At 39.5% G+C, this 13122-nt stretch carries 12 protein-coding genes; 6 read left to right on the top strand and 6 right to left on the bottom strand.

The features are described 5' to 3' along the window. Positions 1 to 202 precede the first annotated feature (202 nt). From C9J38_RS06085 to C9J38_RS06075, 3 genes are all read right to left on the bottom strand, one after another. A complete protein-coding gene (locus tag C9J38_RS06085) occupies positions 203 to 1378 on the bottom strand; it encodes an amino acid permease (RefSeq protein WP_107206307.1) in 1176 nt (391 codons plus the stop codon). Between the two features lie 416 nt (positions 1379 to 1794). Then, positions 1795 to 2037, bottom strand: a complete 243-nt coding sequence (locus tag C9J38_RS06080; protein ID WP_107206306.1) for a hypothetical protein — start codon at positions 2035 to 2037, stop codon at positions 1795 to 1797. A gap of 186 nt (positions 2038 to 2223) precedes the next feature. Continuing rightward, positions 2224 to 2607, bottom strand: coding sequence for a DUF805 domain-containing protein (locus C9J38_RS06075; protein WP_107206305.1), 384 nt, complete (start codon positions 2605 to 2607; stop codon positions 2224 to 2226). A gap of 270 nt (positions 2608 to 2877) precedes the next feature. Between C9J38_RS06075 and C9J38_RS06070 the strand changes: the two genes are divergently transcribed. Continuing rightward, the gene (locus C9J38_RS06070; protein ID WP_107206304.1) at positions 2878 to 5418 is read left to right on the top strand and encodes an Ig-like domain-containing protein; all 2541 of its coding nucleotides are present in this window, start codon (positions 2878 to 2880) and stop codon (positions 5416 to 5418) included. 82 nt (positions 5419 to 5500) lie between these two features. Here the strand turns inward: C9J38_RS06070 and C9J38_RS06065 are convergent, their stop codons facing one another. From C9J38_RS06065 to C9J38_RS06055, 3 genes are all read right to left on the bottom strand, one after another. Next, positions 5501 to 5776 (bottom strand): hypothetical protein, encoded by a 276-nt coding sequence (locus C9J38_RS06065; protein ID WP_107206303.1) that lies wholly within the window; start codon positions 5774 to 5776, stop codon positions 5501 to 5503. A gap of 101 nt (positions 5777 to 5877) precedes the next feature. Beyond that, complete coding sequence (locus C9J38_RS06060) at positions 5878 to 7143, bottom strand: NupC/NupG family nucleoside CNT transporter (protein ID WP_107206302.1); 1266 nt, start codon at positions 7141 to 7143, stop codon at positions 5878 to 5880. 310 nt (positions 7144 to 7453) lie between these two features. Further along, entirely contained in the window at positions 7454 to 8368 is a 915-nt protein-coding gene (locus tag C9J38_RS06055) for a LysR family transcriptional regulator (RefSeq protein WP_107206301.1), read from the bottom strand. A gap of 450 nt (positions 8369 to 8818) precedes the next feature. Here C9J38_RS06055 and C9J38_RS06050 point away from each other — a divergent pair, with 450 nt between their 5' ends. From C9J38_RS06050 to C9J38_RS06030, 5 genes are all read left to right on the top strand, one after another. Beyond that, on the top strand, positions 8819 to 9640 hold the full coding sequence (locus C9J38_RS06050) for a phosphate ABC transporter substrate-binding protein (RefSeq protein WP_107206300.1): 822 nt from the start codon (positions 8819 to 8821) through the stop codon (positions 9638 to 9640). A gap of 86 nt (positions 9641 to 9726) precedes the next feature. Then, a complete protein-coding gene (pstC, locus tag C9J38_RS06045) occupies positions 9727 to 10638 on the top strand; it encodes a phosphate ABC transporter permease subunit PstC (protein WP_107206299.1) in 912 nt (303 codons plus the stop codon). 5 nt (positions 10639 to 10643) lie between these two features. After that, the gene (pstA, locus tag C9J38_RS06040) at positions 10644 to 11531 is read left to right on the top strand and encodes a phosphate ABC transporter permease PstA (protein ID WP_107206298.1); all 888 of its coding nucleotides are present in this window, start codon (positions 10644 to 10646) and stop codon (positions 11529 to 11531) included. 16 nt (positions 11532 to 11547) lie between these two features. Continuing rightward, the gene (gene pstB / locus C9J38_RS06035) at positions 11548 to 12297 is read left to right on the top strand and encodes a phosphate ABC transporter ATP-binding protein PstB (protein ID WP_107206297.1); all 750 of its coding nucleotides are present in this window, start codon (positions 11548 to 11550) and stop codon (positions 12295 to 12297) included. Positions 12298 to 12474: 177 nt separating this feature from the next. Next, positions 12475 to 13110 (top strand): alternative oxidase, encoded by a 636-nt coding sequence (locus tag C9J38_RS06030; RefSeq protein WP_107206296.1) that lies wholly within the window; start codon positions 12475 to 12477, stop codon positions 13108 to 13110. The last annotated feature ends 12 nt before the right edge of the window (positions 13111 to 13122 follow it).

Here is a 13122-nt window from a genome sequence, read left to right as displayed (position 1 = left end):
AAAATTCTCATCATCTAGCCCTACTACCAGAAACTTTGTATTATTTGGAAAAATAACAGTGTGTGCTAGCGATACTCCTATCGCACTCCAATAGTCACTCTCTGTTTGGTATGTCTAAGTCGGTCACTTAATACATACCTAGAATAAGGGGCTGATAGATCGGTCAATCTATCAGCCCCACACTTTTACCATTACGCTTAGTTTAAATAACTTGCGCTCCAATCAAGAACAAACCAAAGCCAAAACAAACCATCATTGCAATTTGCCCACCTCCAACTTCGTAATACGCATCATTACTTATTGCTGTTTGTGTCTTACCCTCTGCTTTTCTTAAGTTAAGAGCCATCATCATAGGGATAAACACTGCAATAAACACCATAATTAAGCCCGCATAACTTAATACTGCTAAAAATTTATCTGCAGCAAATATGGCGCCTAATAATGGAAGAATAAAGGTTAAAACATACGTCACCGCACGATTTTGTTTAAATAAATCAATATTTTGGTCAAATAATGAAAGAGCCACACCAAAGAATGAAGTCAGCAACGCTAGTCCCGTAAATAATGAAAGAATGACATGGATTCCTTCAAATCGAGTGGCCAGCACATTAATTAGCTCGGAAACATTATTGAACTGTGTTAATTGCTCGTACGATAAACTTCCCACAACAGCGTAAAGCCACAATAAGTAGCACACAAGTGGAATAAACGAGCCTAGTAAAACCATATTGCGTAATTGCGCATGTGTCGCTTTGTCGTTATAAGACACTAATGATGGAATAACAGGAAAAAATCCAAAACTGGTAAATAACACAGCACTGGTTTTGATTAGATCAATACTACTGTCATTTGTTGCAGTGAAAAAGTGTGCTAGTGACATATTTGGCACTAAGGCAAAGAGCGTAATAATAAGCACTGCTAACATTAAGAGAAATAACACACGATTAAGCTTGTCAATCACACCAGTACCAGCCGCGACAATACCACCAGCAATAACAGCAAACAAAATTTGACTTTGAACTAACGAGATATCTAAATCTAAATTCAGTACCATTTTATGCACTAAGTCGCCGGCACCAATGATGTAAGCCATTAATAAACATATTAATAGTGCGTATAACAAGCCATTAGTGATTAACTGTCCACCCTTTCCTAATGATTGTTTCGCGATAGTGTTCATACCTAAACCACCGCGAACTTTAATACTGGCTTCAAGTAATAATAATGCTGAATACGTAGTACCACTCCAAATAATCAACATTAAAATTGTGCCTGACAATAAGCCAAACTGAGCCAATACCATTGGAATAGCGAGCATTCCTGCACCGAGTGCTGTACCCGCAATAATCAGCGAGCTACCTATTAATTTTAAATTCACACAATACCCTTACTTTATATATGCAACACAAAGCCTCAGCTTATGGCTGCGTATTATCAAATGATTTTAATCTTTAGATTGTCGGCTAATTAATAGCCGTGACTAAATCGAGATGAATATAAAGATAGGTTCGAAAAGACAGCCAACGAGCATTGTCGTTGAACTTGATGAATAGAAAAGTTACACAACATTAATCGTACTCCAAAAACGATATTAATAATGATGAGTGGTCATGATGTTTCATTTCGGTCAAAACGAACATCACTCATCTGTTGCAATACTAAAACACATTTCTAAAGAATGAAATAATAGATTATATCCTCAGACCAGCAATCTGCTTATATAAGCCTTCAGGGCTTGCCACCAATAGGCTTATAGAATGCTTTAACGAGAGCACTACTCAGAATAATGGGTTATCACCCCACGTGCTTTTCTGAAGCAAGGCTAACGAGAGTTAAGCGGTTAAATGAACCTGGTTTTACAGCAATTAAGCTACCGTCGCCAAACTGAATACCATCAAAGAACTGAGTACCCCATTTCACACGCTTAAAGTGTGCATAACGCGCTTTTGAATATACGGTTTCTAAAGCGTTCAACGCACCTTCACGCTTTACTTGCTCTTGAATTGCTTTACTTAATAATTTATCAGCAATAAGCATCGTTGCCTCCTACAAAAATAACCGCGCTTTCCATATTCGCTCATTTCTTTTTACCAAACACACTAAGATATGCAAGGGAACGTTTATCAATTTATACTTTTTTTCATTGGCTGCTTAAATTTTACACATAAAAAAGCCCAGAACTTTTGTCTGAGCTTTACGTTCAATATAATGATTAATTGGTATTTACACCGTGAATGAACCTTCATTTTGTTTTGGGTTGGGACCAAATCGGTTATCACCTGGCTTGCTGTCTTGTACCATAAAATAGATCAGCACTAAGATACCAACAATCGGAACAAACATGATCAGTGCCCACCAACCGGTACGATCTTGATCATGTAAACGACGGACAATCACGGCAATATTAGGGATAACAATAAACAGTGAATATAATGCCGCTAATACGCCATAGTCATCCCCAATGGTTGGTAAACCTAAAAGACTATCAGCAAACCCTAGTGCCATACTGATCAAAGCGCTAAAAAGCGTAAAAAACCAAAACTCTTTACGACGTGAACGACCATTAAACTGTGCATATTTTTTTAAAACAGCAAGATACCAATCCATTTTTCTTCCTTTAGTCCGATATTTCTAGGCTAATAAGCCTGTTACACAAAATGTATTCCTTTTTAGAATCATAGCCAAGCAATTTTAACTATCTCTTTGTTGTGAGACCGCTCAAAAATAAAAATGACATTCACTTTGTATTCTATTTACACTGTGAGTGACTTAATAAAGCTTAAAAGTTAAGCACCTTGTTTTTAACATTTATTCACTTTCTCTCGCATTATTATTCTACTCACTTTCGAGGAATTTTAACTGCAATAGGGATAGACAATGCAAAAGACACTTCTTACCTGTGCGTTAGCCGTCGCCTTTAGCACATCACATGCTTACGCGGCAGATTGTTCTAATATCGCCAAATGGCAAGCAAATATAGCCTATAATGGCGGTAGCCAAGTCCAACAAGACAACAACATCTATAATGCAAATTGGTGGTCTCAAGGCAATCAGCCAGCGAGCCACTCAGGGCCTTGGCAAGAATGGACATTCGTTGATAGCTGCATGAGCAGTGGAAATCAAGATCCATCCGTAACACTGATCTCACCGCTTAATAATGCACAATTAACCGCGCAAACAGATATTACGTTAGCTGCCAACGCAAGTGATAAAGACGGTTCTATTCAACATGTTGAGTTTTTCATAAACCAACAATCTATTGCAGTTGTCGATACAGCCCCATACCAAATTAATTGGACAACGGTGCTTGGTAACTACACCATTACAGCCACAGCAACGGATAATGAAAATGCCACTAAAACAGATGTTGTGAATATTAGTGTCGTTTCAGCGAGTGAAAACCTTGCGCCAAGTATTTCAATTAGTTCACCAACATCTGATACTCCTATTTCTGAAGGCGATACGGTAACGATCACAGCCAATGCCGAAGATAAAGATGGCTCCGTCACTCAGGTAGCGTTCTTTGTTGATAACCAACTAATCGCAACAAGTTCTTCAGCCCCATTCACTGCACAATGGACATCAACGGCGGGTAATCATCAAATTACAGCCAAAGCAACAGACAATGAAAATAGTACAACCACATCAAGTGCGATAACTCTTACTGTTGATGACGTTATTGTTGGTGGTGGTTGTGGTGATATTCCAACCTTTAAATCTGGTACTGATTATCTAGCAGGTGATTTGGTAGAAAGTAATAATCATAAATACCGTTGTGACATCGCAGGTTGGTGTTCATCATCATCTGATTGGGCTTATAAGCCTGGTGAGGGACAGTATTGGACAGATGCATGGACAGATTTAGGAATTTGCGCCATTGCTCCTGACGTTAAGATCACCTCTCTTAGTGATCAACAAACGGTATTAGCAGGAACGACTCTGACGATTGATGCTGATGCTACTGATGCCGATGGTACTATCGAACAAGTCAGTTTCTATGCTAACGAACAACTTATTGACACCGTTCTCACAGCTCCTTATAGCACACAGTGGTTAGCATCAGATTTAGGTAATACCACGATTAAAGCCGTTGCCACTGATAATGAAGCGAACACGAATGAAGCTAGCGCTACGGTTACTGTAAGCGATCAGGCTCTTGTTACTAGCTTAACATCTCCAAGTAGTGGCTCTGTTGTCACACTAGGTAAAGCACTCACCCTTTCAGCAACAGCGACAGCACTAACCGGTGATGTTCGACAAGTTGATTTCATTATTAACGGCAATGTTGTTGCAACCGATAAAACTGCACCTTATAGCAGTTCTTGGACGGCGCAATCTGCAGGTAATTACACTGTCACAGCCCTCGCTACGAATGGTAACGGTGAAACCGCACTATCAACCGCAGCCAGTGTAAAAGTTCAAGAACCGATTGAGACTCAACATAACTTAATTGGCTATTGGCATAACTTCGTTAATGGCTCTGGCTGTCCAATACGTCTTCGTGATATTTCACCCGCTTGGGATATTATCGATATCGCATTTGCTGATAATGATCGCAACAGCGACGGTACTGTTCACTTTAATTTATACAACGGTGACATTCGCAGTAGTTGTGAGCCGCTTGATCCACAACAATTTAAAGATGATGTTCGTGAATTACGCGCACAAGGTAAAATCATCGTTCTTTCACTGGGTGGTGCTGAGGGTACTATCACTTTAAATAACGATGCCGACCAAGCAAACTTTGTTTCAAGCTTGACTGATATTATTAATGAGTGGGGATTTGACGGACTCGATATTGACTTAGAAAGTGGGTCAAACTTACTCCATGGCACAGAGATCCAAGCCCGTTTACCCGTTGCGTTAAAACAAATCGAAGCCAACATTGGTGGTGATATGTATTTAACCATGGCACCAGAACACCCTTATGTTCAAGGCGGCATGATTGCTTACTCAGGAATTTGGGGCGCTTACATCCCGATGATAAATGAGTTACGTGACATGCTAAATCTGCTGCATGTACAACTATATAACAACGGTGGTTTAGCAAATCCATATACGTCAGGAGTCGCCCCTGAAGGATCGGTTGATATGATGGTGGCTTCAGTCAAAATGTTAGTAGAAGGGTTTGAACTGGCAGATGGCAGTCAATTTGCACCACTTCGCGATGATCAAGTTGCGATTGGCTTGCCGTCAGGACCAAGTTCCGCGAACTCTGGACAAGCACCAACACAAAATATTATTGATGCACTAGATTGTGTCACCAAAGGCAGTAGCTGTGGCTCGGTCGTACCGACTAAACTGTATCCTAACTTTGGCGGTGTAATGACGTGGTCAATTAACTGGGATGTTCATGATGGCTTTAATTTCTCAGGTCCTATCGGAGATAAGCTTCAACAAATGAATAGTCAACGTTAACCCGTATCCATATACGTGATAAAAAAACGCCAAGGTTGCTATTTATGCATCTTGGCGTTTTTCTTTGAAATAAGGAAAATCATTAATAGCGCTTAATTCGAACCACTTTCATCGTTTCAACTTCAAACCCTGCCACCATTATCACTTCAGGGTAATAGGTCATATTCACCTTACAGCCATTTAAACTTTGATATTTTTTCTTTCGTTTAAATTTAAATGGGACGTCGTAACCTTCAATCATCAACGTATGCAGGATCCACTCACCGTCTTCTCGCTGAGTATGTGAGCGAACTTTCAATCCATCGCTATGAATGAGTTCAGCATGTTTTGCTACAAGCTTATCCACATCAGATTTCATGATATTCGTTTCCTTTTTGTTATTTAATCGCGACTTGAAACACATATACAAAAACAGAGAGCCTCGGCTCTCTGTTTTTGTATTTTATTCTGCTTTCTATACTACAGTGAAAGAGGAATAAATAAACCTGCCAATGTCGCACTCATTAAATTAGCAAGTGTTGCAGCAAAAATAGCTTTCATACCTAAACGTGCAATCTCAGGACGACGTTGTGGGACAATACCACCTAAACCGCCCATTAACATTGCAATAGAGGTTAAGTTAGCAAAACCACACAATGCAAAGGTCACAATCGCTTGGGAGTGCTCACTTAATTTAGCGACAGTTTCTGGCTTCATTAAATCAGCGAATGCAATAAATTCATTAACGGCAATTTTAGTACCGATCAAACTTGCAGCGGTTGTTGCTTCTGACCATGGCACACCAATTAACCATGCAACAGGCGCAAATAGATAGCCAAAGATCATATCAAGGCTTAAATGATGTAAACCATCCCAGTTAAAGCCTAACCACTGACCCAAAGAGGCTAACCAGTTACCAATATGACCTAAGCCGCCATTCACAAGCGCGATTAAACTGATAACCGCCAGTAAACTTGCGCCGACTGCCATAGCTATTTGTAAACCACTTAACGCACCACGAGAAGCGGCATCAACCATATTAACTGGTTCGTCTTCTTCACCATCGTCTTCTTCTTCCATGGTGTGAACACCTTCAGTCTGAGGAACAAGCAACTTTGCCATCATCAAACCTGCAGGAGCAGACATAAAGCTTGCTGCGATAAGGTACTTAAGCTGAACACCTAATCCCGCATATCCCACCATGGTACCACCAGCAACAGATGCTAAACCGCCAACCATTACTGCGAATAATTCTGAACGTGTCATTCGAGCCAAAAATGGTCGAACAACTAAAGGCGCTTCCACTGAACCGACAAAAATATTAGCCGTTGCAGACATTGACTCTGTACGTGTTGTACCCAGTAGCTTTTGTAATATGCCACCAATCGTACTGATCACCCATTTCATAACGCCTAAGTAATACAGTACAGAAATTAGCGCAGAGAAAAACACAATTGAAGGCAAAACGTTAACAGCGAAAATGAAACCTAATTTAAATTGTGCTAATTGACCGAACAGAAATTCCGTACCTTCATGGCCATATTCAAGAATACCGGATACGGCACCAGATATGCTGTTTAAAACTACACGACCAATAGGAATGTATAAAATGAAGCCCGCAAAAATAACTTGAATACAAAATGCACCCAACACGCTACGCCAATTAATTGCACGACGATTTTCTGAAAATGAAAAACCAACGGCAAAAATAACAATAATGCCTAAGATGCCGACCAAATAATGCATGGTCAATCTCCAATGTGTAGTAGTAAACGATTGCGGGGGGATTCTATTGAGAAATAAAAACGTGACAAGGATCAAATTGTTATTACAATTAACAATCGAGAAACAAAAAACACAGGAAACGGCTACTTTTCAAGCTAAGCAAACGAAAAGCGTTTGATTGGTTCTTATATGGGATAGTATTGTTCCCATAATTTACAATTAGAAACATTTAAAACAGCGTTTAGCTAACCGTTTGCGTCACGCTGCTGTTTTTTACATCATATGATTGATGAAAATAAAGACTTACCAACATGAAAAGTTTAATGGCTCACTATACCTGACATGAGATATTCCCTAACGCGATATGTTCACGAATAAACTCAATAAAAAGATTCACCTTCGAGGGTAAATACTTATGGCGAGGATAAACTGCATACAATGGCATATGTTGTGTTAACTGCCAATCAGGCATTAACCGAATTAATTTACCTTGGCGGATTTCATCTTTTAATAAATACGTCGCTAAGTACCCTACTCCATTACCAGAAATGGTTGCATCGCGTATTGCATCAGCAGAATCCACTCGATAATTGCCCGTTACCTTCACCTGTTGTTCTTCATTACCTAAGCTGAAATTCCAAATATTGTCTTTACGCTCACGACTAAAATACGTAATACAATTGTGATGTTGTAAATCATCAGGATGATAAGGCACACCATATTTTGCTAAATAATCAGGGCTCGCGACTAAAACAAAATCACAATTAGTTAAGTGGCGAGCAACAAAACCTTGAGGAGGAGAATCCATAAAACCTATCCATAAGTCTAATTGCTCTGAGATCAAATCAACACGATGATCAAATAAGCTGAGTTCAAGATTAACTAATGGGTTTTGTTCATGAAATTCATTGATATAAGGCGCCACATGATTTGAAGCAAATGACTGGGCAATACCCACCCGTAATGATCCTTGCTGGCTATCACCAAAAATCAACAGCTCACTCTCAGCTTCATTAATTTCATCGACAACAACTTCGCAATGTTTCGCAAAAATTCGCCCTGATTCTGTTAACGCAAAAGAACGTGTTGTTCGCTGTACGAGTTGTACACCTAGACGTTCTTCTAATTGTTGAACCAGTTTACTCACTTGAGTACGCGAAATTTCCAGTAATTGAGCAGCCTTTGTAAAACTCTTCTGCTTGGTTAGAGCATTAAACACCACCATTTGCTGCGCTTTTTTTAACATCGATAGCCTTTATTAACATAAAAAGTCTGGTTAGGAAGTCATTACAATTTAACTATCCATTACAACCGTTCATTTTACTATAGATAAAGTGTCAAACAACTTTCTGATATAGAGGCTCATATTCATATCGTAAATAAGCTTTCATCTAACAACGATTAAATTCTACGCATCGTAACATTCAATCTTTGAGCATATAAATAGGTGAAAAATCGCTCACAAGCAGCTGTAACTATATAAATTACCCCATAAAAACAAGATACCAAATAGCGATAAAGCACACTTACCGCTTTAATGACATTCAATTAACGCCTCAATTAATCCCTATTAAGTATTTGTGACAACATTCATAGAGTGTTCAAAGTTCTGAAACATAAGTGTCACACAACTTTCCTAATCTTTGTCACGTTCATTTATATCTACAGTAATAAGCAACCACGAAGGACTAGGAAAATGAAAACAAAGATTATCGGTGCAATCGCTTTAGCAGGAACAATGGTAGCTAGCACTGCAGCAATTGCAGGTGAAACTATCTCTGTTGTAGGTTCAAGCTCAGTAACACCGCTTATGGAAGTTTTTGGTGAGACTTACGCGAAAGGAAACGATGTAACAGTAGAGGTTCAAGGCCCAGGTTCATCAGCTGGCATTCGTACTGCACACGATGGCTCAGCCGATTTTGGTATGTCTTCTCGTGCACTTAAAGCATCAGAAGAATCGCCTGAAGTACAAGAAGTGGTTATTGCTCGTGACGGTATCGCTGTTGTTGTTAATAACAACAACCCGGTTTCTGACCTAACAAAAGAGCAAGTTGCAAAAATCTATAAAGGTGAAGTAACTAACTGGAAACAAGTTGGCGGCGAAGATAAGCCAATCGTTGTTGCTACACGTGATACAGCATCAGGTACTCGTGGTGCTTTTGAAGACATCATGAAACTAAAGAAAAAAATCAATGGCGTTAAAGTTTCAGCTATTTCACAGAAAGCACAAGTTGCTAGTGGTAATGGTCAGCTGAAAACAACCGTTGCAAACAACCCATTTGCTATTGGTTATATCTCTTTAGGTTCAGTAGATAATACTGTTAAACCGCTAGCGATCGACGGTCACAAACCTTCTGTTGCTGCAATCAAGTCTGGTGACTACACAGTTCAACGTCCATTCCTTGTTGTGTTCAAAGAAGGCCGTCCATCTGCTGAAGCGCTAAAATTCCTATCTTGGATGAAATCAGCAGACGCACAGAAAATTGTTGAAAACAAAGGCTTCATTTCTACACATTAATTAGTATTTTACGCTCAGCTCATTAGGGCTGAGCGTTTTTTGTTTGTCAGTAACCGGTCACTTTTGTACTGGTTCTGGAGTAAGTAATGACCATCGCGAATATTGAAAAAACAGCAAAGAGCACTTCTTCGCTAAAATCAAAAAAACGAATTGATTGGCGAGAAATAGTCTTTAAAAATCTATTTATGCTAAGTGCCGCTATCGGCATTTTATCTCTTATTACCATTGGCTACTTTATTTTCCGCGAAGGTTATGCTGCCTTTGCGCAAGCTGGTGTAGCTGGTATCGTCCTTGGTACTGATTGGTTACCACCAGCGCTATACGGCATTGCACCAATGATCGTTGCATCACTGGTTTCAACGGCTGGTGCTGTTGTGTTAGGTGTACCCATTGGTGTTTTAACTGCTATTTTTATTGCAGAAGTAGCCCCAAAACGTCTAGCCGATTTAATTCGTCCAATGATCGAACTATTAGCTGGTATTCCTTCTGTCGTTTATGGTTTCTTTGGCTTAGTTATTATCGTGCCGCTTATCCAAGAAGTGTTTAATGTCCCTGCTGGTAACACTATTCTGGCGGGTATCATCGTGCTTGCCGTCATGATCTTACCAACAGTTATTACGGTATCTGAAACCTCTATTCGCGCTGTACCTCGTGCGTATAAAGAAGGGTCTTTAGCATTGGGAGCATCATCGATGTTCACCATTTTCAAACTACTGGTTCCGGCAGCTCGCTCAGGCATCATGACTGGCGTCATCTTAGGTGTTGCTCGTGCTCTAGGTGAAACGATGGCAATTATTATGGTGATGGGTAACTCCCCTGCTATGCCTGATGGTCTATTAGAGTCGGCACGTACACTAACGGCAAATATTGCTATCGAAATGTCTTACGCAACCGGTATTCACGCCAGTGCATTGTACGCTACAGGTATTGTCCTTCTGGTTTTCATCATGATGCTAAACGGCGCGCTTTTGTTTTTAAACCGTGAGCGTGCGAGGTAAAAGTTATGTCATTAACAGCAAATACATCGGTATTGGCCAAAGCCAACCCGCAAGCACAAAAACGTAAAGATCAGATCGCTTTATTTTTAATTTGGTTATCAGCAGGTATCACGGTTGGTTTTTTACTTTGGGTGATTTGGTACATTTTAAGTAATGGTCTAGCCCATGTTAATTGGTCCTTTATTACTTCTGGCTATACCACTATTGGTCAAGAGTCAGGAATTTGGCCAATGATCGTCTCAACTATCTATATGGTTATTGCTTCTATCTCAGTTGCAGCACCGTTAGGTATTATGACGGCTATCTACTTAACTGAATACGCAAAAGTAGGCAGTCGTTTAGTTAAAGTTATTCGATTCTGTACAGAATCACTCGCTGGTATTCCATCAATTATTTATGGTTTATTCGGTATGACATTCTTCGTGGTTGTTATGGGTTTTGGCTATTCAATTTTATCGGGTGCATTAACACTCAGTATTTTGATTCTGCCTGTTATTATTCGAACCACAGAAGAAGCACTAATGGCTGTTCCTCAAACCTACCGTGAAGGTTCTTATGGTTTAGGCGCATCTAAAATTTACACCATCTGGCGACTTATTCTTCCTAGTGCAATGCCAGGAATTGTAACAGCTATCATCCTCAGTGTCGGTCGTGTTATTGGCGAATCCGCACCGGTATTTATGACCGCAGGTATGGTTGCACGTATACCTGAAAGTGTTTTTGACTCTGGTCGAACGCTTACCGTGCACCTTTATAAGTTAACCCAAGAACTTTACACCGTTCATGAATGGAATCAGGCATACGGTACTGCCACTGTTCTTATTGTGATTGTTCTTATCATTAACTTAATTACCAAACTAATTGCGAGCCGTTTCAACACTGCGACTTACTAATTTTGAGGAAGATAAAATGAATAAATTTAATATTGAAAACCTAGATCTTTACTACGGTCAGAACCAAGCGCTAAAACAAATTAACTTACCGATTCCTAATCGTCAGGTAACGGCTCTTATTGGTCCATCAGGTTGTGGTAAATCTACCCTACTTCGTTGCCTTAACCGCATGAATGATCTTATTGAAGGCGTAAACATCAAAGGATCATTGACCATGGATAGTGAAGATGTTTATGGCAATATTGATGTCGCTCAGCTACGTATTAAAGTCGGCATGGTATTCCAAAAACCAAATCCATTCCCAATGAGCATTTACGAAAACGTTGCTTATGGTCTACGTGCACAAGGGGTTAAAGATAAAAAGACCCTTGATGAGATTGTCGAACAATCTCTTCGTGGTGCCGCATTATGGGACGAAGTAAAAGATCGTTTGAAATCACACGCATTTGGCCTATCAGGTGGTCAGCAGCAACGTTTATGTATTGCACGTACAATCGCAATGAAACCTGAAGTTATTTTGATGGATGAACCAACATCTGCACTTGATCCTATTGCGACCAAAAAAATTGAAGATTTAATGGAGTCACTGAAGAAAGATTTCACCATTGTTATCGTTACTCACTCAATGCAGCAAGCACGTCGTATCTCTGACCGTACTGCATTTTTCCTTATGGGTGAATTAGTAGAACATGATGAAACGCAAAACCTATTTAATAACCCTCAAGATGAACGCACTCGTGGTTATGTAAATGGTGATTTTGGTTAATTAATAGAAGTTAATTAACGTTCTTCCTCTTCGCATTTTTTAGAATAATAATAGCGATGGTACTTTTTGCCTCTTCCTTGTGAAGAGGCTTTTTTATATATGTTGCATTTTAAATACTTGTTTTAATAATTTAAACATGTATTATTAATACATGTTTAAGAAAGAGCGAGTAGTCCAATGTCAGATTTTGCTTTAACACACAGAGAAACCACTAAATTTTCTGAGCGCCTAGCGTATAAAATCACACAGCTTCTCAAGTATTCTCTTAATATTTTCTATGGCAAAAAATACGCTAAACGTGCTGTGATTTTAGAAACCATTGCTGCCGTACCAGGTATGGTTGCCGGTATGTTTAACCATTTAAAAGCCCTTCGCCGAATGAAAGATGATGAGGGGTGGATCAAAGAGTTATTAAGTGAAGCAGATAATGAACGTATGCACTTAATGATCTTTTTAGATATCGCTAAACCAAGCTGGGTTGAACGTGGACTTGTCTTATTAGGGCAAGCCGTTTTCATCTGTGTATACAGTATTATTTACCTCACTTCATCAAAGATTGCGCACCGTGTCGTGGGTTACTTTGAAGAGGAAGCTTGTAAAAGCTATACCGAATTTTTAGAAAAAATTGATAGTGGTGAACTTGAAAATGTCGCAGCGCAACAAATTGCAATTAACTACTATGAGTTACATGATGATGCAAAACTGCGAGATGTTGTATTAAGAATCAGAGAAGATGAAGCTAAACATCGCGATCGTAATCATAACTTTGCTGATTGTTATCAAAACAAGGATTTACCAGCTCACCAAGCCTAATCAAAAATAATA

The organism is Photobacterium sp. GB-210, from assembly GCF_003026075.1.
Classification (GTDB): domain Bacteria; phylum Pseudomonadota; class Gammaproteobacteria; order Enterobacterales; family Vibrionaceae; genus Photobacterium.
This window is presented reverse-complemented; position numbering and strand designations above follow the sequence as displayed.